Annotated in this window: 22 protein-coding genes; all 22 read right to left on the bottom strand. The window is 61.4% G+C overall.

Annotation, left to right across the window (positions count from 1 at the left end; genetic code table 11):
- Window positions 1-42 precede the first annotated feature (42 nt).
- Window positions 43-573, bottom strand: coding sequence for a F0F1 ATP synthase subunit delta (locus tag PCO31110_RS05350; RefSeq protein ID WP_010807760.1), 531 nt, complete (start codon window positions 571-573; stop codon window positions 43-45).
- A 2-nt stretch (window positions 574-575) separates the two neighbouring features.
- Window positions 576-1046 carry a F0F1 ATP synthase subunit B gene (locus PCO31110_RS05345; RefSeq protein WP_010807761.1) on the bottom strand — a complete coding sequence of 157 codons (471 nt, stop codon included), beginning with the start codon at window positions 1044-1046 and terminating at the stop codon, window positions 576-578.
- Between the two features lie 125 nt (window positions 1047-1171).
- On the bottom strand, window positions 1172-1438 hold the full coding sequence (gene atpE, locus PCO31110_RS05340; protein ID WP_010807762.1) for a F0F1 ATP synthase subunit C: 267 nt from the start codon (window positions 1436-1438) through the stop codon (window positions 1172-1174).
- Window positions 1439-1523: 85 nt separating this feature from the next.
- Window positions 1524-2372 (bottom strand): F0F1 ATP synthase subunit A, encoded by an 849-nt coding sequence (gene atpB / locus PCO31110_RS05335; protein ID WP_010807763.1) that lies wholly within the window; start codon window positions 2370-2372, stop codon window positions 1524-1526.
- Between the two features lie 70 nt (window positions 2373-2442).
- Window positions 2443-2946, bottom strand: coding sequence for an ATP synthase subunit I (locus PCO31110_RS05330; protein ID WP_010807764.1), 504 nt, complete (start codon window positions 2944-2946; stop codon window positions 2443-2445).
- Window positions 2947-3190: 244 nt separating this feature from the next.
- A complete protein-coding gene (locus PCO31110_RS05325) occupies window positions 3191-4306 on the bottom strand; it encodes an SLC13 family permease (protein WP_150689935.1) in 1116 nt (371 codons plus the stop codon).
- Between the two features lie 145 nt (window positions 4307-4451).
- Window positions 4452-5351: a ParB/RepB/Spo0J family partition protein gene (locus PCO31110_RS05320; RefSeq protein ID WP_010807766.1), complete on the bottom strand. Its 900-nt coding sequence runs from the start codon at window positions 5349-5351 to the stop codon at window positions 4452-4454.
- A gap of 27 nt (window positions 5352-5378) precedes the next feature.
- Window positions 5379-6149: a ParA family protein gene (locus tag PCO31110_RS05315; protein ID WP_010807767.1), complete on the bottom strand. Its 771-nt coding sequence runs from the start codon at window positions 6147-6149 to the stop codon at window positions 5379-5381.
- A 181-nt stretch (window positions 6150-6330) separates the two neighbouring features.
- Complete coding sequence (locus PCO31110_RS05310) at window positions 6331-6915, bottom strand: lipocalin family protein (protein WP_150689793.1); 585 nt, start codon at window positions 6913-6915, stop codon at window positions 6331-6333.
- Entirely contained in the window at window positions 6912-7592 is a 681-nt protein-coding gene (gene rsmG / locus PCO31110_RS05305; RefSeq protein WP_150689792.1) for a 16S rRNA (guanine(527)-N(7))-methyltransferase RsmG, read from the bottom strand. The genes PCO31110_RS05310 and rsmG overlap by 4 nt, the downstream gene beginning before the upstream one ends.
- 12 nt (window positions 7593-7604) lie before the next feature.
- Window positions 7605-9578 (bottom strand): tRNA uridine-5-carboxymethylaminomethyl(34) synthesis enzyme MnmG, encoded by a 1974-nt coding sequence (gene mnmG, locus PCO31110_RS05300; protein ID WP_010807770.1) that lies wholly within the window; start codon window positions 9576-9578, stop codon window positions 7605-7607.
- A gap of 990 nt (window positions 9579-10568) precedes the next feature.
- Window positions 10569-10856, bottom strand: a complete 288-nt coding sequence (locus tag PCO31110_RS05295) for a hypothetical protein (protein WP_150689791.1) — start codon at window positions 10854-10856, stop codon at window positions 10569-10571.
- Window positions 10857-10997: 141 nt separating this feature from the next.
- Window positions 10998-11744 (bottom strand): ABC transporter ATP-binding protein, encoded by a 747-nt coding sequence (locus PCO31110_RS05290; protein WP_010806606.1) that lies wholly within the window; start codon window positions 11742-11744, stop codon window positions 10998-11000.
- Window positions 11744-13540 carry a branched-chain amino acid ABC transporter ATP-binding protein/permease gene (locus PCO31110_RS05285; protein ID WP_010806607.1) on the bottom strand — a complete coding sequence of 599 codons (1797 nt, stop codon included), beginning with the start codon at window positions 13538-13540 and terminating at the stop codon, window positions 11744-11746. Before PCO31110_RS05285 ends, PCO31110_RS05290 begins: the two co-directional genes overlap by 1 nt.
- Before the next feature lie 18 nt (window positions 13541-13558).
- Window positions 13559-14614, bottom strand: a complete 1056-nt coding sequence (locus tag PCO31110_RS05280) for a branched-chain amino acid ABC transporter permease (RefSeq protein WP_010806608.1) — start codon at window positions 14612-14614, stop codon at window positions 13559-13561.
- Between the two features lie 347 nt (window positions 14615-14961).
- Window positions 14962-15468, bottom strand: a complete 507-nt coding sequence (hpaR, locus tag PCO31110_RS05275; RefSeq protein WP_010806609.1) for a homoprotocatechuate degradation operon regulator HpaR — start codon at window positions 15466-15468, stop codon at window positions 14962-14964.
- Window positions 15469-15726: 258 nt separating this feature from the next.
- A complete protein-coding gene (locus PCO31110_RS05270) occupies window positions 15727-16872 on the bottom strand; it encodes an ABC transporter substrate-binding protein (RefSeq protein WP_010806610.1) in 1146 nt (381 codons plus the stop codon).
- A 220-nt stretch (window positions 16873-17092) separates the two neighbouring features.
- A complete protein-coding gene (locus tag PCO31110_RS05265) occupies window positions 17093-17875 on the bottom strand; it encodes a sulfite exporter TauE/SafE family protein (RefSeq protein WP_010806611.1) in 783 nt (260 codons plus the stop codon).
- Between the two features lie 652 nt (window positions 17876-18527).
- Complete coding sequence (locus PCO31110_RS05260) at window positions 18528-19526, bottom strand: branched-chain amino acid ABC transporter permease (RefSeq protein ID WP_010806612.1); 999 nt, start codon at window positions 19524-19526, stop codon at window positions 18528-18530.
- An 11-nt stretch (window positions 19527-19537) separates the two neighbouring features.
- On the bottom strand, window positions 19538-20422 hold the full coding sequence (locus tag PCO31110_RS05255) for a branched-chain amino acid ABC transporter permease (RefSeq protein ID WP_010806613.1): 885 nt from the start codon (window positions 20420-20422) through the stop codon (window positions 19538-19540).
- Window positions 20423-20503: 81 nt separating this feature from the next.
- Entirely contained in the window at window positions 20504-21700 is a 1197-nt protein-coding gene (locus tag PCO31110_RS05250; RefSeq protein WP_036664623.1) for an ABC transporter substrate-binding protein, read from the bottom strand.
- 76 nt (window positions 21701-21776) lie between these two features.
- Window positions 21777-22550, bottom strand: a complete 774-nt coding sequence (locus PCO31110_RS05245) for an ABC transporter ATP-binding protein (RefSeq protein ID WP_010806615.1) — start codon at window positions 22548-22550, stop codon at window positions 21777-21779.
- Between the last annotated feature and the right edge of the window lie 8 nt (window positions 22551-22558).

Genomic DNA, 22558 nt, shown 5'->3' with positions numbered 1-22558 from the left:
CTGATATTCAATTCTTGCCGTCGCAGGCGTATCGCGCCGGGCTCAGGCCGTCAGCGACGTCCGCATAGCCGCCAGGCGGGCGCGCACCGAAGTGTCCAGCACCTCGTCGCCAACCACCACACGCACGCCACCGATCAGCGACGGGTCCACCGTCACGCTCGGGTTGAGCTTGCAGCCGAACTTGTGCTCGAGGCCCTTGACCAACGAGGTCAGTTGCTCACCTTCGAGCGGGAAGGCGCTTTCGATCGTGGCGTCCGCCGAACCGGCGGCAGCGTTCTTCAACGCTTCGAACTGCACGGCGATTTCCGGCACAGCGGCCAGACGGCCGTTTTCGACCACAGCGGCGACGAAGTTGCGCACTTCGGCGTCGGTCGATTTCACGGCTGCGGTCAGCACGTCGACGACTTGCGCCGGCGTGACTTTCGGATCGTCGGCCAGATTGGCCACTTCGGGCAGCGCTGCCACTTGCGCCAGTTCGCGCACCAGCTCCGACCAGCGATTCAGGTCGCCGGACTTCGCCACGCGGAACAACGCCTCGGCATACGGACGAGCGATGGTTGCGAGTTCGGCCATGATCAGAGCTCTGCCTTGAGTTGGTTCAGCAGGTCGGCGTGGGCCTTGGCGTCAACTTCACGCTTCAGGATCTGCTCGGCGCCCTTGACAGCCAGACCGGCAACGTCTTCGCGCAGCGATTCACGGACCTTGACGGCCTGGTTCTCGGCTTCGGCTTTTGCGTTGGCGATGATACGGGCGGCTTCGGCTTGCGCCTGGGCCTTGATCTCGTCGGCCACAGCCAGTGCGCGCTTCTCGGCGTCGGCAATACGCTTCGCGCCTTCGTCGCGGGCTTCCGCGAGGGCTTGCGTGGAGCGCTTGTTGGCGGCATCGAGTTCAGCCTTGCCCTTATCGGCAGCAGCCAGACCGTCAGCGATTTTTTTCGCGCGTTCGTCGATAGCCTTGATCAGCGGCGGCCACACGAACTTCATCGTGAACCATGCCAGGATCAGAAACACGACGGTTTGCGCGAACAGAGTTGCGTTGATGTTCACGGTGTTTCCTTTCGGTGATGCGAGTCGATTGGCAAAACAGCGCGCCCCATTGTGCCTGCTGGCTTGGGCGCGCCGTTCATGTCCAGTTGGCCGCGCGGATCAGTGCGCGACCGGCCGAAAGAAACTTAAGCGAGCTTCGACAGCAGCGGGTTCGCGAACGCGAACAGCATGGCAACGCCCACGCCGATCAGGAATGCCGCGTCGATCAGGCCGGCCAGCAGGAACATCTTCGTTTGCAGCGGGTTCATCAGCTCGGGCTGACGGGCGCACGCTTCGATGTACTTACCGCCCATCAGCGCGATACCCAGACAGGCGCCGATAGCACCCAGACCGATGATGATGCCGATACCGATGGCGGTCAGACCCTGGATGTTGGCGATGAAAGCTTGCATGATTACTCCTTTTGGTTAGAGACTTGAAACTTTGAATTTGAAAAACTGAAAAACCGGGAAACCCTTAACGACCCGCAACGACCGATCAGTGATGGTCATGCGCCTGACCGATATACACGAGCGTAAGCATCATCATGATGAACGCCTGGAGCAACACGATCAGGATGTGGAAAATCGCCCATGCGGTGCCGGCAATGACGTGACCGACAAAACCCAGCACCGACGCATCTGCGCCAAAGCTCCAGATACCGCCCAGCAGAGCGATCAGCAGGAACACCAGTTCGCCGGCGTACATATTGCCGAACAGTCGCATACCGAGCGACACGGTCTTGGCACAGAATTCAATGAGGTTGAGCAGCAGGTTCGGAATCCACAGCAGGAAGTGGTTGCCGAACGGTGCGGTGAACAGCTCGTGCATGAAACCGCCCGCGCCCTTGATCTTGAAGCTGTAGAACAGCATCAGGATGAGCACGCCGACGGCAATACCGAGCGTGCCGTTCAGATCGGCCGTCGGCACAATGCGATGGTGCGTGATGATCGAACCCAGACCCACCCATTCGATCACCTTCGAGGGCAGATCGACGGGCAGCAAGTCCAGCGAGTTCATGAGCGCGACCCAGACAAACACGGTCAATGCGAGGGGAGCGATGAAGGCACGATTGCCGTGCACGATGCTCTTCGACTGGTCTTCCACCATCTCGACGAGCATTTCCACCGCAGCCTGGAAGCGGCCCGGCACGCCCGACGTGGCTTTGCGGGCGGCCATCCACAGCACGAAGCAGCCCAGAACGCCCATCGCGATCGACCAGAACATGGTGTCCCAGTTGATGATCGAAAAATCGACAATGCTAGTCTGCGTCGAACTCGCGAGATTTTGCAGGTGGTGCGAAATGTACTCCGACGGGTTCGGAGCGTGGCCGGCTTCTACTGACATAGCGATCAAACACCCAATTATGAAAATCCGCACACGGTAGCGCGTCGACACGTGAGCGGCATTCTCACCGCTACTTCAGTACCATCGCCAGCCAATAGGCTTTCAGCGTCAGTACGAAGGTGACGAGGAACGCGACCCAGTGAATTCCTGGATAACCGAACGCTACCGCCACCAACAACGCAATCGTCGTGACTACCTTGACCGCTTCTCCCATCACCAGCGAACCGACGGAGAGGCGATCACCTGACATCCTTAGCCGCAACGCAAACAACGCGCCCGGTATCCAACCGATCATTCCGCCCAGCCAGGCTGACACCGCCGCATCTCGTGGCGATGCCGAGAGAAACCACCAGGCCAATGTCGCTACCAGCGACAGCAGTACCTGGGCTCCCACCACCCTGAATGGAGTCACACGGGATGCGCGTCCCACATCGGGACCGAACAGGCGCTCGGCCTGCGCACGCGTGAGCGGAACGATTGTCTCTTGCTCCTGCTCGTCGTCCCAATCCTCTGATGTTGCGCGTGCCGGCGCTTGCGGTTTCGGTTCCAAGTTCGACCGTTTATCTTCGGTCATCTCGTTGCCTCCCCGCCCGACTCGTGCAAAACGAATGGGCTCTTCAAGCAGATAAATCCGCGAGATTTTACGGGACATTACGAACCCCAGTCAATCGAAACGCGCAACAAATTCGCCGAAATTGTGCAGTGCATGCTTCGATTTGGCGCCAACTTTCATGGAGCACCATTTTACGCATGGTGCGACGCGGCATTCCTGGCGAACGCTGCGCAATCGCTGCACCTTGGCGGGGTTTGGTGCGTGATCATACCCATTTCAGGGCGATGAACCCAAGGAAAAGTGCGACAAAAAAGAACGGGAGGGAAAGCCAATGGAAATGCCACCAGACTTTTCCCGATTTCGCCATGCGCAACGCGATCAGGTTGGCCAACGAACCGATCGCCAGGCCGAAGCCGCCGACAGCCACGCCATGCGCGAGCGCCGGCCAGTTGTGGCTGTATTCGGCGAGCAGAATCGCCGCTGGCACGTTGCTGATGAATTGCGACAGCACCGCAGCGCCCGCATAGGCCATTGCCGTCCCGGAGAAGTCCACATGCCCCAAAGTGGCGCGCACCTCGGGCAACCCGGCCACACCCCGTAGCACGACGAACATCAGCACGAAAATCGCAAGCAGCAGCCAGTCGATGCCGAACACCGCATTGCGGCGTGCCACCAGCAGCACCGCTGCCACGCCAGCACAGGCCCAGGCGGCATACCCGTGGTCTGCGAGTACGACGAACGCGACGAACAGCGTCAGGGCGACCCACAGCAGCGTCCAGCGCATGTCGTGCCTCGGGCCGCGCTGTTGAAAATGCAGCGCGCGCGAATCGAACGCGGCCGCGCACATCGCCAGCAGTACAGCCATGAGGGCGAGCGTGAGCGGCGTCATCATGACAACGTACGCGCCGAAGCTCATGCCGCTCTGTTGCCACAGAAAGAGGTTTTGCGGATTGCCGAACGGCGTGAGACTCGAACCGGCGTTGACCGCCAGCGCGAGGAAGATGATGAGTCGCTCGATCCTCACGGGGGCAATCCGGGCGAGCGACTGCGCGAGCGGCACGACGGCAAAGAGGGCGACGTCGTTGGTAAGCAGCGTGGACAGTGCGGCGGCAAACGTCACCATCAGCAACGCGAGGCGCCGCTCCGTGCGAAACGCCCGCAGCAGTCGTTGCGCCAGCCAATCGAGAAAGCCGCTCTGGTCGATGGCGCGCGTGAGCATCAACAATCCCGCAAGCGTGAGGATCGTTTGCCGATCGATACGCGCGAACAATTCGCCGACGCTCGCGGGACGAAACACCTGCAGGATGACGAATCCGGCGAGCAGAATGACCAGCACCCAGTCGCTGCGCACACGCTCGTACGTCGCGCGCAAGATGCGCAAGGTGTACAAGGCGTGCGTCGTTACGGCGCCCCGCGACGGTGCCGCCGCGAGGGAGTCGTCCGGCGCCCGCGGCACCGTTGGCTTTGCCTTGCCTACCGGTTCACCGGCGGGTTCGTTCACGGAAAAGTTAATCAGTAGACCAAAATTACTCGGCGCGAATGCGTGCGAGGATGCCGTCGAGCGCATCGAGACTGCCGAAATCGATCGTGAGTTGTCCGGCCCCTTTCCGCCCGACCTTGATCTTGACGTTCGACGCGAGCAGATCCGACAACTCGTCTTCGAGACGCGTCACGTCGCGACCGCCCTCCTCTGCTGAGCGACGGCGAATGCCGTCACCTTGCGGTTTCAGCGACGCGTTGACGATCCGCTCGGTATCGCGCACCGACAGGCGCTTGTTCACCACCTGATTGGCGAGCGTGATCTGCGTGGCGGCGTCGACGGCGAGCAGCGCGCGAGCGTGCCCCATGTCGAGATCGCCCGCCAGCAGCATGGTCTGCACCGGCTGCGCGAGATTGAGCAGACGCAACAGGTTCGACACGGCACTGCGCGATCGGCCGAGCGACTCGGCAGCTTGTTCATGCGTGTAGTTGAATTCGCCGAGAAGACGTTGAATGCCTTGCGCCTCTTCGAGCGGATTCAGGTCTTCGCGCTGAATGTTCTCGATAAGCGCCATTGCGGCGGCGGCTTCATCGGAGACGTCGCGCACGAGCACCGGCACTTCGGCCAGCCCGGCGATGCGTGCGGCACGGAAGCGTCGTTCGCCCGCAATAATTTCGTACTTCTCACTATCGACACGACGCACCAGAATCGGCTGCATGAGGCCCTGCGCGCGAATGCTCGCTGCGAGTTCCTGCAATGCCCCTTCATCCATGCGCGTGCGCGGTTGATACTTACCGGCCTGAATACGCTCGAGCGACATGACCGACGGCGCGCCGTCGGCACCGGCTTCGGCCGCGCCGTTATGGTTATCGGCGTGCGCGCCGAGCAGCGCTTCGAGGCCGCGGCCCAGGCCCTTTTTTTTCAGTGCGTTGGTCTTGGTCGCCATGACAATGCGTTCCTGCGCGATTGCGCCTTACATAGTTTGAATGCGCGCGATCATTTCCGCGCCGAATTGGAGATACGCCTTCGCTCCGCGCGACGCGGGATCGAAAACGACACCTGGCATGCCGTAGCTCGGCGCTTCGGCGAGTCGCACATTGCGCGGAATGATCGCGTTGAAAACCTTGTCCCCGAAGTGCTCCTTGAGCTGCTCCGAGACTTGTTGCTGCAGCGTGATGCGCGGATCGAACATCACGCGCAACAGCCCTATCACCTTCAGGTCGCGGTTCAGATTCGCGTGCACCTGCTTGATCGTGTTGACGAGATCCGACAGCCCTTCCAGCGCGAAATATTCGCACTGCATCGGAATGATGACGCCATGCGCCGCGCACAACCCATTGAGGGTCAACAGCGAGAGCGTCGGCGGGCAATCGATGAGGACGAAATCGTAGGCATCGTCGACCTTGGCAAGCGCTTGCTTGAGTCGCGTGTCGCGGTTCTCGAGCGAGACGAGTTCCACGTCTGCTCCGGCCAGTTCGCGATTGGCGGGCAACACGTCGTAACTCCCCGACTCCGAGCGCTGGCAACTCGTCGTGACATCGGCACCGTCGACCAGCACTTCGTACACGCTCGACTCGAGTGCGGCCTTGTCGATGCCGCTGCCCATCGTCGCATTGCCCTGAGGATCGAGGTCGACCAACAAGACCCGCTGCCCGTGCGACGCCAGTCCGGCAGCGAGGTTCACCGTGGTGGTCGTCTTACCGACGCCGCCCTTCTGATTGGCCACGCAGAAAATTTTCGCCATGCCGATGTAGTCCTCCGAATGCTGCCGTGTTGATGCAATTGATGCAGATGATGCCGGGATTGCACCGGTCAGGCGAACCCGCCGTACCGCCGGTGAACCGGCACATCCCGCAAATTCGATTTTCTGAGCAAAGCTCAGTTTTTGCGCTGACTGACCGGCGTCAGATGCGCCGGCGCGGTGCTCAGGGGACGCTCGCCTTCTGGGGCGTTAATACCAGTTTGTCGGTGTCGTAGCCCTGCTTGCGCAACTGGGCACGGACTTGATTCAGTGCATTTTCGTCGAGCGTCGGCGTACGCGAAAGGATCCAGAGGTACTCGCGGCTTGGCTCTCCGACAGCGGCAAACTGATAGTCGCCGTCGAGAACGATAACCCAGTAGTTCGCCCAAAGCCAGGGAATCCAGCGCAGCCAGTCGGGCGCGAAGGTGACTTTGAAGCGCGCCGTGCCGGTGCCTTGCCCGTCGGTACGAGCCAAACCGGTGTCGCTAACCCAGGTACCGTCTTCTTTACGGCACTTGTTCGTGACTTCGATCCTGCCGTCCGCCCGAGTCACGTAATCTGCGGTCACGTCCGACACACATTTTCGCTCGAAGAAATTCGGGTAGCGTGCTATTTCGTACCAGGTGCCGACATATCGCGCCTTGTCGATTTTCGGCACCGGGCGCACGCGGGTCGTCAGCGATTCCTGCCCGGACTGCGCCCAGGCAACGGCAGCCACCACCGACAAACCGACCATGGCGGCCCCTATCCAGCGGGTGATGGCACTCATGCCGTCACCTTCACACGGAGCAGGTGACGCTCGGCATCGAGAAACGGTACGTTCAACGGCAGGCGTTCGACCAGCTCATAGCCGGCCGGCAGCGCAAGCTCGCTCTCGGCGGCCACCCCTTTCATGGCCCAGAAGCTGCCGCCTGGGGCGAGCAGATTGTGAGCCAGCGTAACGAAATCGGACAGTTCTGCGAAAGCGCGCGAGACGATGGCATCGAACGGTGCGAGCACTTCTTTACCGACGACGAGCGACTCGACCCGGCCGGTCACAACGGTCAGGTTGGTGAGCTTGAACGTCGCGCGGGCTTGCGTGAGGAACGCCGTCTTCTTGAGAACGATGTCGTTGACTGTCACCTGCCAGTCGGGACGAACCATGGCGAGCACCACGCCGGGCAATCCGCCACCTGAGCCCACATCAAGCACGCGTGAAATTGGCTCATGATCGAGACGTGGCAGTATCGAGAGGGAATCGAGCAGGTGCTTGATGACCATCTGCTGCGGATCGCGGATCGAGGTCATCTGCAACGAGGCGTTCCACTTAGCCAGCAGTGCCTGAAAATCGAGTAGACGAGCCTGTTGTTCGTCGCTGATAGACAGGCCCAGTTGCCGGATACCGTCGGCCAATAGCGTGCTCAACTCATTGCCGCCGCTGGCGGCAGTCCTGCGCGGATCAGTCATGAGGTCTCCGCGTCAGGCTGCGTGCTGGTCGCCGTTATCGGCGGCAGCGGCATCGGCAGTGGTGTCCTCCGACACGCGGCGGCGTCCGAGTCCCTTCTTGAGGTGGATCATCAGCAATGAGATCGCGGCGGGCGTCACACCGGAGATACGCGATGCTTGCCCCAGTGTCTCCGGCCGCTGCGCATTGAGCTTTTGACGGACTTCGATCGACAGGCCCCTAACATCGTTGTAATCGATGCTGGCGGGCAGCACGGTATTCTCGTTGGCTTCCTTGCGTCCGATTTCATCAGCCTGACGATCGATGTAGCCCTGATACTTGACCGCGATTTCGATCTGTTCGCGAATCAGGTTGGCTTGCAGTGGATCGTCGGACAACTGCCCTTCGGGCGCGAGACGCCCTCCCTGCACGGTCATCAATGCGTGGTACCCGACTTCCGGGCGACGTAGCAGATCGGCCAGCGAGTATTCGTGATCGATGGCCTTGCCAAGCAACGGCACGGAATCTTCGGCCGGGAAGGTTTTCGGATTCACCCACGTGGATTTGAGACGTTCTGTTTCACGTGAAACAGCATCGCGTTTTCGGCAGAATGCTTCCCAGCGAATATCATCGACCACACCGAGTTCGCGGCCGATTTCCGTCAGGCGCATGTCGGCATTATCTTCACGCAGCGATAGGCGATACTCGGCCCGGCTGGTGAACATTCGATATGGCTCGGAGACGCCACGTGTAATCAGATCATCGACCAGCACGCCGAGGTACGCTTGATCGCGCCTCGGACACCAGGCATCGCGCCCCTGCACCTGCAGTGCGGCATTGATACCGGCGAGCAGCCCCTGAGCGGCGGCTTCTTCGTAGCCTGTCGTGCCATTGATCTGGCCTGCAAAGAACAGACCGGAGATCACGCGGGTTTCGAGCGAGCTACGCAGTCCACGCGGATCGAAGTAATCGTATTCGATGGCATAGCCCGGCCGCAGGATGTAGGCATTCTCCATGCCTTTCATTGAGCGGACGAGTTCCAGTTGCACGTCGAAGGGCAAGCTGGTGGAGATGCCGTTCGGATAGAACTCGTTGGTGGTGAGGCCTTCGGGTTCGAGATAGATCTGGTGCGACGTCTTGTCGGCGAAGCGGTGGATCTTGTCTTCAATGGACGGACAATAGCGCGGACCCACCCCTTCGATAACGCCGGTGTACATTGGCGACCGGTCGAGTCCGGCGCGGATGATATCGTGGGTGTGCTCGTTGGTATGTGTGACCCAGCACGGCACTTGGCGCGGATGTTGTTCCGGGCGCCCGAGGAACGAGAATACGGGTACCGGGTCGAGGTCGCCGGGCTGCTCTTCAAGAACGGAGAAGTCGATGGAGCGGCCGTCGATACGTGGTGGTGTGCCGGTCTTCAACCGGCCTTGCGGCAACTTCAACTCTTTGAGGCGTGCCGACAAGCTGAGCGCAGCCGGATCTCCGGCGCGACCGCCCACGTAGTTGTTCAATCCAACGTGGATCTTGCCATCGAGGAAGGTGCCCGCTGTCAGCACCACGGCGCGAGCGCGGAAGCGCAACCCGATCTGAGTGATAGCGCCAACAACTCGCTCGCCCTCGACGATAAGATCGTCAACGGCTTGTTGGAACAACCAGAGATTGGGTTGATTTTCCAGCCGGTGGCGGATGGCTTGCTTGTAGAGAAGGCGATCGGCCTGCGCGCGGGTGGCGCGGACGGCCGGCCCCTTGGACGAATTCAGAATGCGAAACTGAATCCCGCCTTCATCGGTCGCAGCCGCCATGGCGCCGCCCAGAGCATCGACCTCTTTGACAAGATGGCCTTTGCCGATCCCACCGATGGAGGGATTGCAGCTCATCTGGCCGAGCGTCTCGATGTTGTGGGTGAGTAGAAGTGTTTTACAGCCCATGCGGGCCGAGGCGAGCGCGGCCTCGGTGCCGGCATGGCCGCCACCCACCACTATCACGTCGAACTCGGTTGGATAAAGCATCGCAATTTTGCCGCGTGCGGCAAACTCTCTGGATTCGGTAATTGCGGAATTATAGCGGTATTGCGGCGCATCATTTGTAACTGCCACGGGGTTTCACGTGGAACATGCGTGGAAAACTACGGTTTTGGGGACTGTTTCACGTGAAACGTCGGGAGTGGGTGAGTCACGCTCGGCTACCATTGCGTCGCAGCGATAGCACTTCACCACCACGCCCCCAAATACCGGCGCCTGCCCTCTCCCGCGTCCGGGCCGCGAAGATCGCCGATACCCTGACTGCGCTCCACTTGAAAGTCGCTCCGTCAGGGCACCGACAATCTCCGCCAGGTCAACGCCCGAGCACAACCATCGACAAATCGGTCGGCGTGTTTCACGTGAAACGTTGGGAATAGGCAGGTTACCCCCGGCCACCATCGCGTCGCAGCGATAGCACTTCACCACCACATCCCCGAATACCGGCGCCCGCCCTCTCCCGCGTCCGGGCCGCGAAGATCGCCGATACCCTGACTGCGCTCCACTTGAAAGTCGCTCCGTCAGGGCACCGACAATCTCCGCCGGATCAACGCCCGAGCACAACCATCGAAGAATCGGTGGGCGTGTTTCACGTGAAACGTTGGTGATGGCCGAGTCACCACTCGGCCGTCATTGCACCGGGTTGGCGGCGCCCCCACCAGCACCTCCCCAAACATCAGCCCCGCTCTCGCTCGCCAAAGGACAAGGAGACCACCGACGCCCTGACTGGGCGTTCCACTCGAAGGTCACTCGATCGGGCACCGGCAATCTCCGCCGGGTCAATTGCCCGAGTGCAGTGCATCGCTCGATACCGGACTTTTCCACTGAGGAATCTCCGCTGCGGGAATGGCGAACGATGGGAAAGCGGATATCCCACGGATTAATGCCATCCCGGGCCGGAAACTCGGATGTTTGAGAAGTGGGGATTGGCGGTGCCCGGACGGATGAAAGCACGCCGCCGGGATCGCGGGATGTGGCGTCTCAAGGCTGCTCGACAAACCACACTGTTTCACGTGAAACCACGAAACGAAGAATGAAGAACAAAGCCCAAAGCCCCTCCGCCCCCCCCCCATCGAAGCACCTTATCCACATACGCGCGCCAAGGCCTCCAAACAGCTCTCGGGAATTTGCTTTTCTGTGGATAACCTCAAGCGATTTTTCCTCAAGACTTTCGAGAAAATCGCGCAACCCCTTATTGCGGCAGTGCGCCATAGAATTTGGATATCCACAACTATCCACAAGCAACTGTGAATAAGTGAGTTCGCCCATACTGCGAACAATGCTTCGATGTCACGCCTCAAAAATGGGGCCGGATAGCCCGCAGCGGACACGCACGCGCCCTGTCACAAAAGAAAAAGCCCGCCAAATTGGCGGGCCTTTCCGTCAAAGCAATCCGACGAGCAACGCGCGTCAGGCTGCCTTCTTCGCCAACCCGAGATAGGTCTCGATAACCTTGGGATTGGTCGCCAGCTCCTGTGCGGGGCCTTCCAGCGCCAGCTCGCCCGTCTCGATCACGTAAGCGTAGTCGGCCACCTGCAACGCCGCCCGGGCGTTCTGCTCGATCAGCAGCGTTGCCACACCCGTCTTACGCAAGTCGTTGATGATATGGAAGATTTCCTTCACGATCAGCGGCGCCAGCCCAAGGCTCGGCTCGTCGAGCATCAGCAACTGGGGCTTTGCCATCAACGCACGGCCCACCGCCAGCATCTGGCGCTCACCGCCCGACAGCGTCCCCGCCTGCTGCACACGACGCTCTTTGAGGCGCGGGAACAGCTCGTAGACCACTTCCATCTGGTCCAGGAAGTTCTTCTCCCCGGCCCGCTTGCGGCGGTAGGCGCCGAGCAGCAGGTTGTCCTCGACGGTCATTGTCGAGAACAGCTCGCGCTTTTCCGGCACCAGGCACATGCCGCGCGACACCCGGGCTTCGATGGTCAGCGCCGACATCTCGTGTCCCAGATACGCCACGCTCCCCCGGCTGGAACCGTTGTGCGGCAGCGCCCCCATGATGGCGTTGAGCATGGACGACTTGCCCGCGCCGTTCGGCCCGATCACCGTCACGATCTGGCCCGCCTCCACCCGCAGATGCGCACCATGCACCGCCTCGACTTTGCCGTATGCGACGGCGAGGTCTTTGACCTCAAGAATCGCGTCTGCCATTACTCCACTCCTCCAAGGTACGCCTCGAGCACCGCCGGGTTCTTCTGCACGTCTTCAGGCAGCCCCTCGGCGATCTTGGTGCCGAACTCCATCACCACCAGGTGATCGGTCAGATTCATCACGAAGTCCATATCGTGCTCGACCAGCAGCACGCTCATCCCTTCGTCCTTGAGTTTTCTGAGCAGATCGCCCAGCGCCTGCTTTTCTTTGTAGCGAAGGCCGGCTGCCGGCTCGTCGAGCAGCAACAGCGTCGGGTCGCATGCCAGCGCACGGGCTATTTCCAGAATACGCTGTTGACCCAGCGCCAGGCTGCCCGCCTCGTCGTACATATGTGCGCCAAGGCCCACGCGCTCGATCTGCATTCTGGCTTCGTTCAGGAGCATCGCTTCTTCGTGGCGATCCAGACGCAACACGCTCGACCACACGCCCCCTTGCGGACGGCGGCGCAGCCCGTTCTTGTCGCGCAGATACGCACCAATCGCCACGTTCTCGAGCACGCTCATGTGCGGCATCAGGCGCACGTGCTGGAAGGTGCGGCCAATCCCGCGCTTGACGATTTCACGCGACGGCAGACGATCGATGCGCTCGCCAAGGAACGAAATCTCGCCCCGGGTGGCTTGCAGCACGCCCGTCACCAGATTGAACGTCGTCGACTTGCCCGCACCGTTCGGGCCGATCAACCCCACGATCTCGCCGGCCTTCACCTCGAACGACACATCGTTCACCGCGACCAGACCGCCGAACTCCTTGCGTGCCTTTTCGAGCTTGAGCACCACCTCGCCCAACGCAGGCTTCGCGCGATGCCCCAGCGGATCGGCATGCGCCGGTGCCTTTGCGACGCGTCGCGCCGGGAAGATCTTGGCGAAGAACGGCCACACGCCGTCACGCGCGTATTGCAGCAGCAGCACGAGCAGCACACCGAAGACGATGGTCTCGAAGTTGCCGTTGGCGCCCAGCAGCACCGGCAGAATGTTCTGCAAGTAGTCCTTGAGCACCGTCAGGATGGCGGCGCCCAACACCGCGCCCCATACATGCGACACCCCGCCCACCACGGCCATGAAGAGGTATTCGATGCCGTGGTTCAGGTTGAACGGCGTCGGATTCACGGCCCGTTGCAAGTGCGCGTACAGCCAGCCCGAGATCGCCGCGAGCACTGCGGCGTACACGAACACCACGACCTTCATCCACGCGGTGTTCACCCCCATGGCCTCGGCCATGACGCCACCGCCCTTGAGCGCGCGAATGGCACGGCCCGGACGCGAATCGAGCAGGTTCTTGATCGACACCACTGCCAGCACCACGACGATCCAGATCAGATAGAACATCTGACGCCCGCTCGCCAGCTCGATGCCGAACAGGTTGATGGTCGGAATGTCGTTCAGGCCGTCGTACTTGCCCAGGAACTCGAGGTTGCCGAACAGGAAGTACAACGCCAGCCCCCAGGCAATCGTGCCCAACGGCAGGAAGTGGCCGGACAGACGCATGGTGATCGCACCGATGACGAGGGCCGCGGCTGCCGTGATCGCCACGCCGACGATCAGACCCAGCCATGGCGATGCGCCGTAGGCAGTGGTCAGATACGCCGTGGCATACGCGCCCAGACCGACGAACGCCGCCTGTCCGAACGACGTCATGCCGGCCACACCCGTGAGCAGGACGAGGCCGATGGCCACAATGCTGTACAGGCCGATGTAGTTAAGCAGCGTCACCCAGTATTCAGGCAAACGCACCGGCGCGGGCAGTACCGGCAACACGGCCAGCACTACCAGGAAAATCAGGAAGTATTTGTTTTTCATTCTGTGGTCCGCCCCGGCTTATTCCTCGTCTTCTTCCACATGCTTGCTCGTGAGCGACAGCCACAGCAGCACGGGAAGGATCAGCGTGAAGACGATGACCTCTTTGTATGCACTCGCCCAGAACGACGAATACGACTCCAGCAGGCCCACCAGAATGGCCCCCAGCGCTGCGACCGGATAGCTCACCAGACCGCCGATGATGGCGCCCACGAAGCCCTTCAGGCCAATCAGGAAGCCCGACTCGTAGTAGATGGTCGTGATCGGTGCGATCAGAATGCCGCACAGCACACCCAACACCGCCGCCAGCGTGAACGCCAACCGCCCGGCCTGCACGGTGCCGATACCCACCAGACGCGCACCCAGCCGGTTCACGGCCGTGGCACGCAGGGCCTTGCCCGAGAGCGAGCGGTCGAAGTAGAAGTACAGCGCCAGAATCATCACGAGCGAGACACCCAGCACCCACAGGCTCTGACCCGACACCATCACCGAACCGATGTTGAAGCTCGCGTCGGAGAACGCCTGCGTGCGCGAGCCTTCGGCCCCGAACATCACCAGCCCCAGCCCCGTGAGCGCAAAGTGCACCCCGACCGAGACGATGAGCAGCAGCAGCGTGCTCGCCTCGGCCAGTGGCTGATAGGCCAGGCGATAAAGCATCGGCCCCATCGGCACGACCAGCAGCAGCGTAAGCGCGATCTGCACGAGCATCGGCAGTGTCATCGTCGCCAACGCCTTGACGACGAAGAACACGGCGATCGGAAACACCAGATATTTGCCCGCAAGCACCGGCACCAGGCGGCCCGCCAGCTTGCGACGCTCGCTATGACGCAACACGCCAGCCGTCTCCACGACGAACGTGCATACGCCCATCGCCACGAGCAACCAGCTCGTAAGCGGAAACTTCTGGGTTTGCAGTGCCGCCAGCGTCAGCGCGCCATACGACACGAACTCGCCCTGCGGAATGAAGATGACGCGGGTGACGGAGAACACCAGCACGAGCGCCAATGCCAGCAAGGCATAAATCGCACCCGTGGTGATGCCGTCCTGCGCCAGGATGGCTGCAATCGAAAGATCCATGCTCCTCTCACTTCGTTTGAGTACTTCTTGAACCGGCTGGCGAGACAGCCGGTGTGATGCACGGCGCGGCGCGCGGCCGCCCCGTTCCCCTTCACATCGATACACCCCGCACGATCCCCGTGTCGCAGCGCAGCGAATTATGAATTGTATAAACGATTATGTATTGGTAAAACTCGGGTGACTACTGAGTCGGCGAAACCTGTCTCCTGCCATTTCGCCGTCTGCACCGTCCTGCATGCCGCGCCTGACTCGGCGCACCCCCATCACCCGCTCCCGCTCAAGACCGCTCAAAACTGCTGCTGACCGCTCTCGACGCTCATTCCCGCAGCGTCGCGCACGATGGATGCCTACCCTCCCGCCGCCGGCTTGCGACGGCGACGCGCCTTGGTCGGCAACGACGGTGCTTCTGCCAGCACTTCGGGAGGCAACGCCTCACGTACGACGTCGAGCAACCGGTAGATTTCGGCGAGCGTGTCGCGCCCGACCTTGTCTTCCAGGTAGCGATAACGTTCCTCGACCAGCGGGCCGAGCTTCTTGCACAGCGCGCGGCTCGACGGCGTGAGCGACACCATTACCCGTCGCTGATCGGCGGCCACGCGACGACGCAGAATGAGGCCGGAGACCTCCATTCGCTCGAGCATGCCCGACAGACTCGGACTGAGAATGCAGCACTCGCGCGCGACCTGTCCGATTTCCATTTCCCCGGATTCGCTATCGTTGACGGCCCGTATGACACGCCATTGTTGTTCGGTGATGTCGTAACAATTAAGCAAGGGCCGGAACAGCCCCATCACCGCTTCACGCGACTGCAGCAACACCAGAGATAGATTGCGGTGCTCGAATTCACCCGTCATGGATTTACGCTCGAAAGGATCGCCTGGTCAGCCCCCCGGCTGTAGCGATCAGGTTGGGACAATACGGCCTCTCGTGTGCCGCTCGTTTCGCATGTCCTGCCGTCTCTTTGCGAAGCGCGAAATTACCACGCGCTCAAAAAAAACGGGCGCGAACGCCCGTTCTTCCGGCCCGATCGGTCCAACCGGGCGCAGATACCGCAGATACGACAACGGGGCATGCCAGCGTACTACTGGTGCTATAGGCAGCCCCGAACCGTATCAGTTCGCCAATTTCCACTTGCCGTCGACGATTTGCACCATCACGCGCGAGCGTTGATCCAGACCGTTGTGGTCGTTCTTGCTCATATTGAAGATACCGGCGGTGCCCGGCATGTCCTTCACGTTCTCCAGCGCCTCGCGCAGCGCGGCACGGAATTCCGCCGTGCCCGGTTTGGCTTTCTTCAGCGCCACCGGAATAGTCGTCTGCAGCAGCAGACCGCCGTCCCACGCATGACCGCCGAAGGTCGAGATCGAACCGGCGCCGTAAGCCTTCTCGTAAGCGGCCTTGTATGCGGCGGCCGACTTCTTCACCGGATTGTCGGCAGGCAGTTGCTCGACCACGAGCAGCGGGCCAGCCGGCAGATACGTGCCTTCGCAGTCCTTGCCGCAAACGCGCAGGAAGTCGTTGTTGGCCACGCCGTGGGTCTGATACATCTTGCCCTTGTAGCCGCGCTCCTTGAGCGTGCGCTGCGGCAATGCCGCCGGCGTGCCCGAACCGGCGATCAGCACGGCGTCCGGGTTCGCGCCCATGACCTTCAAGGCCTGGCCCGTCACCGACGTGTCGGCACGGTTGAAGCGCTCGTTGGCCACCACCTTGATCTTGTTCAGATCGGCAGCCTTCTGGAATTCCTTGTACCAGCCTTCGCCGTAAGCGTCCGAGAAGCCGATGAACGCCACGGTCTTCACACCGTGATCGGCCATGTGCTTCGCAATGGCGGTGGCCATCAGAATGTCGTTCTGCGGAGTCTTGAACGCCCACGTGCGTTTGGCATCGACCGGCTCGACGATGGCTGCGCCCGCTGCCATCGAAATCACCGGCGTCTGCGTCTCGGCCGCCACGTCGACCATCGCCAGCGAATTCGGCGTGACGGTCGAGCCGAGCACGGCGTCGACGTGATCTTCGGTGATCAGCTTACGCATGTTCTTGACGGCGGTCGTCGTGTCGGTCGCGTCGTCGAGCACGATGTACTGCACCGACTGACCGGCGATCGTCTTCGGCATCAGCGCAATGGTGTTCTTCTCGGGAATACCCAGCGAAGCCGCCGGGCCGGTCGCCGACAGCGACACGCCAATCTTCACCTGAGCGTTCGCGACGCCCGCGGCAAGCATCATCGCCGATGCCATACACAGCAACTTCAATTTCATTTGGGTCTCCTCACAAAAATTTCGAATTCGTTTTTTTGACATTAACCGACCGATCAGTCGGTAAATTGTCGCCCATCTTACGGGCACCGATGCCTTCTCGTAAAGTGCGGTTTCCCCACATGTGGTTTCGACCGCATCTGCCCCCGACACGCCGGCCCTCCTTATTGCCTGAACCTGCCGGAACGCCAACGGCCACCCTGCGCGATCCCGCAATCCCATCTCACGCGCGCAGAAACGCGTCGTAGCCGGTCTTCACGATCAGCACCGCGAGAACGCACAGGAACATACGCCGCACGAAGCTCACTCCGTGCTTGAGCGCGAGACGGCTACCCACCTGACTGCCGAGCACGTTCATGATCGCCATGCCAAGGCCCACCTGCCACCACACATGCCCGCCCATGCCGAACAGCAGCAGCGCGGCGAGGTTGGTCGCCACGTTTACGATCTTCGACGACGCCGACGCGTTGACGAAATCCTGCCCGAACAGCCGGACAAACAGAAATACAAGGAAGCTGCCCGTACCAGGGCCGAAGAAACCGTCATAGAAGCCGATGGCACCGCCCACGGCAACGGCCATGAGGGTTACCCCTGTCCCACCCTTCACAGGGGCGTGGACGGTCCCGAAATCCTTCTTGCGCAACGTGTAGACCGCCACCCCCGCGAGCACGAACGGCAGCAGCTTGCGCAGCACGTCGGCGGGAATATGGGTGACGGCATACGCACCGCAGAACGAGAACACGAACGCCGCGACCGTTGCCGGTACCAGAATGGCCCAGCGAAGCTGGATGCCGCGCGCGTAGCGCAACGCGGCAGACGCCGTGCCCCAGACGCCGGCCATCTTGTTGGTACCGAACAGCACCGGTGGCGCAGCGTTCGGAAAGACGGCAAAAAGCGTCGGCACCGAGATCAATCCGCCGCCACCGACCACGGCATCGACCAGACCGGCGAGAAACGCCCCGCCCGCGAGCATCAGCAAGTCGGTCAGCGCCCAGCCCGTCAACATACATTCCCCGCACGGGCCATACCCGCCATACGGGCCATAAGGACCACACAGACCCTTCGCACTTGCGACGGCCACCGGGGGAAGTCACCGGCCAGACAGCGCGGGTGCGCGCATTGCGGAACGTGAAGGGTGCTAGACATACGACTGCGACTACCGGGTAATCGTAATGGCCGAATGGAACGAGCCGAATGAGTGAGAGTGGCGCCCAAATGGAATTGACCGAATTGGACGACACCATCGAAAGCGCACAATGAAACGGCGAGCATAGCGTCTTTAGGCCGCATTGCGCGAATTTAAGCAATGCGATTCTCGCAATATGGCGTGAATCGCAGAAAAAACACTGTGCAAAGGGATGTCGTACAGACTGCCGGGCTCCGGCGGCCAGCGGCCTCGCGCGGGAGCGAAGCGCAATATAAAAAGCGCTGTTGGAGCATTCTCCAACAGCGCTTCCTTTTTGGCGGTGCGCGTTATCGCGCTTATTGTCTCCTCGTTCCTCGCCCCTATATCCTGCTGTGACGCGAACTGATAGAGAGAATAAAGGAGCACCCGATGCACCACAAGTCAGCATTTACCCCTATGAATTAGCTTTTTTCCGACATTCGTGCGCCAGGGTGATGAGCGGACGCCCCAAGCCGGTGCGTCCACCCCGTTGTCACGACGGTTGCGAGATGGTTCGGAAGAACCGGTTGCGCGCTACCAGTTCGCCCACCAGACCGCGCCGGAAGGCCAGCACGCAGATGATGAAGATCGCGCCGATAACGATGGTCACCGATTCGCCAAGCGTCTGGAACCAGGGCACGCCGGTGGCCGTCGCGAGCCAGTTGCCGATGTCGCCGAGCTTGTTCTCCAGCACGATGATCACCACTGCGCCGACCACCGGCCCGAGCATCGTTCCCAGACCGCCCACGAGCGTCATCAGGATCACCATGCCCGACATGGTCCAGTGCACGTCCGTCAGCGTCTCGAAGCCCAGCACCACCGTCTTGGTCGACCCGGCCAGTGCCGCCAGCGTCGCCGAGAGCACGAACGCCAGCAGCTTGAAGCGATCGACGTCGTAACCGAGCGAGATGGCTCGCGGCTCGTTCTCCTTGATCGCCTTGAGCACCTGACCGAACGGCGAGTGCACGATGCGCATGATGAGCAGAAAGCCCAGCGCACAGATGGCTAGCACCACGTAATACAGCGTGAGGTCGGAATCGAGCGGCAGCACGCCGAAGAGACTGCCGCGCGGCACGCCTTGCAGGCCGTCTTCACCGCCCGTGAACGGCGCTTGCAGACAGAGGAAGTACAGCATCTGCGCCAGTGCCAGCGTAATCATCGCGAAGTAGATCCCCTGGCGTCGAATCGCGAGCAGGCCGATGACAAGCCCCAGCACCGCCCCGGCGATCACCCCCGCGAGAATGCCGATCTCCGGGGTGAATCCCAGATTGCGGATGGCGTAGCCGGTGATATAGCCTGCGCTGCCGAAAAACGCCGCGTGGCCGAACGACAGCAGCCCCGTGAAGCCCAGCAGCAGATTGAACGCGCAGGCGAACAGCGCGAAGCAAAGCACCTTCATGACGAAGACCGGGTAGGCGCCGGCGAACGGCGCGACGATCAGCGCGAGCAGCAGAAGGGAATAAAGCACCCGTTGTTGCGTCTGTTGTTGCATGGTTCTGCCCCTTACTTTTGTTTGCCGAACAGCCCAGCCGGGCGCAGCAGCAACACGATCACCATGATGACGAACACCACGGTCGCGGACGCTTCCGGGTAGAACACCTTGGTAAAGCCTTCGATCACGCCGAGCATCAGACCGGTCACGATCGAGCCCATGATGGAGCCCATGCCACCGATCACGACCACCGCGAACACGGTGATGATCATCGACTGCCCCATGAGCGGCGAGATCTGGATGACGGGCGCGGCGAGCACCCCGGCGAATGCGGCCAGCGCGACACCGAAGCCATACGTCAGCGTAATCATGAGCGGGACGTTCACACCGAACGCTTCCACCAGCTTCGGGTTCTCGGTGCCGGCACGCAGATACGCGCCGATCTTCGTCTTCTCGATGACGAACCACGTCAGGAAGCACACGATGAGCGACGCCACTACCACCCACGCGCGGTAATTCGGCATGAACATGAAGCCGAGATTGGTGGCACCTGAGAGCGCCTCGGGGGCGTCGAAGGGCTGGCCCGACACGCCGTAGATCGAACGGAACACGCCTTCGAGCACAAGCGTGATGCCGAATGTGAGCAGCAAGCCGTAAAGGTGGTCGAGTTTGTAGATCCAGCGCAGCATGGTGCGCTCGATGACAATGCCGATGATGCCCACCACGAGGGGGGCGAGAATCAGCATGACCCAGTAATTGAGGCCAAGATAGTTGCCGCCCATCCAGGCAAGCATGGCACCCAGCATGAACAACGCGCCGTGCGCAAAATTGATCACGTTGAGCAAACCGAAAATCACCGCCAGGCCGAGGCTCAGCATGGCGTAGAACGAGCCGTTCACCAGTCCCAGCAGCAGTTGGCTCAACAGCGCCGGCAGGGGGATGCCTAGAAATTCCATCGAAATCGATTCTCTGGGAGAAAGGTCGCGACGGGACACACGTCCCGCCGCTTTCGTTGCATCGCTTTCAGATCGCGCCGATTACTTCGGCAGCTTGCAGGTCGACTCCGCCTCGGTGGTGAACGCCTTCTCACCCGGAATCGTCGCCACGACCTTGTAGTAGTCCCACGGCGACTTCGATTCTGCCTTCGACTTCACCTGCATCAGGTACATGTCGTGGATCATCGTGCCGTCGCGGCGGATATAACCCTTGCTGAACATGTCGTCGATCTTGATCTTGTGCAGTTGCTCCATGACCTTGTCGGCATCGGTGGTGCCGGCGGCCTGCACTGCCTTCAGATAGGTCGTCGCTGCCGAATAGTCGCCGGCCTGCAGGCTCGACGGCATCTTCTTCATCTTGTCGAAGTAGCGCTTGGCGAAAGCACGGGTCTTGTCGTTTTTGTCCCAGTACCAGCTATCGGTCAGGTACATGCCCTCGGTGTTATCCAGACCGAGCGAGTGAATGTCGTTGATGAACACGAGCAGACCGGCGATTTGCATCTTGCCCTTGATGCCGAACTCCTTCGCGGCCTTGATCGCATTGATGGTGTCGCCACCGGCGTTGGCCAGGCCCAGCACCTGCGCGCCCGACGATTGCGCCTGCAGCAGATACGACGAGAAGTCCGACGCCGAGAGCGGGTGACGTACCTGCCCCTTCACCGTGCCGCCGTTGGCCTTGACCACGTCGGCCGTTGCCTTCTCCAGCGCGTGACCGAACGCATAGTCGGCCGTCAGGAAGAACCACGACTTGCCGCCCGCCTTGACGACGGCCGAGCCCGTGCCGCGTGCGAGCGCGACGGTATCGTAGGCGTAGTGCACGCCATACGGCTGGCACTGGTCGTTCGTCAGCGCATCCGAACCGGCGCCCACGTTGATGTAGACCTTCTTCTTCTCGGCCGAGACCTTGTTCATCGCCAGACCGGTACCGGAGTTGGTACCGCCGATGAGCATGTCCACGCCGCCACGGTCGAACCATTCGCGCGCCTTCGACGCCGCAACGTCCGCCTTGTTCTGGTGATCGGCAGTGACCAGTTCGATCGGTTTGCCGAGGACCTTGCCACCGAAGTCGGCGATGGCCATCTTGATGGCTTCCGCACCCCCTTGCCCGTCGATATCGGTGTACAGGCCCGACATATCGGTAATGAAACCGATCTTCACCGTGTTGCCATCGGCATGGGCCTGCGAGGCCATTGCCGCAAAACCGAACGCAGCCGCAACGGCCAACGCCTTCATCCGAATCGTCATCTTCGTCTCCTTCGTGGATTTGATCGCCTGGGTCCATCGCCCGGAACGCACGTGCGCCGGGTAGCTCACCTCATACGCCCAACAACTCGTGCAGCACCGGCATCTTCGTCTCCAGCTCCTGAGCGCCGAAGCGCTCCACGATCTTGCCGTGCTCCATCACATAGAAGCGATCGGCCAGCGGAGCCGCAAAACGGAAATTCTGTTCCACCATCACGATGGTGTAGCCCCGCGCCTTGAGCGTGGTGATCATGCGCGCCAACGTCTGCACGATCACCGGCGCAAGACCTTCGGAGATTTCGTCGAGCAGCAGCAGGTTGGCCCCCGTGCGCAGAATGCGCGCCACCGCCAGCATCTGCTGTTCTCCCCCCGACAGACGCGTGCCCTGACTGTGACGCCGCTCCTTCAGGTTGGGGAACATGTCGTAGATCTCTTCGAGCGACATGCCTTGCCCGCCATCGTCGCGACGCTTCCCGCTCACGCCGATATACGGCGGCAGCAGCAGGTTTTCCTCGCACGACAGGCTCGCGAAAATGCCGCGTTCTTCGGGGCAATAGCCCACGCCGTGGTGTGCGACTTTATACGTCGGCAGGTGAATCGTTTCTTCCCCGCCGATGCGAATCGACCCCTGACGCTGTCCTGTCAGGCCCATGATGGCGCGCAGTGTCGTGGTGCGTCCGGCGCCGTTGCGCCCGAGCAGCGTGACGACCTCGCCACGGCCCACCGTCAGATCGACGCCATGCAGGATGTGCGATTCGCCGTACCACGCCTGAAGTCCTTCGACTTCCAGTGCCGGTACGTTCGAGCCGCCCTTCCCGCTACCGTTGCCACCCCCATTCCCGTACATAGCCGTCC

The sequence above is a fragment of the Pandoraea communis genome, from assembly GCF_902459745.1.
Classification (GTDB): domain Bacteria; phylum Pseudomonadota; class Gammaproteobacteria; order Burkholderiales; family Burkholderiaceae; genus Pandoraea; species Pandoraea communis.
This window is presented reverse-complemented; position numbering and strand designations above follow the sequence as displayed.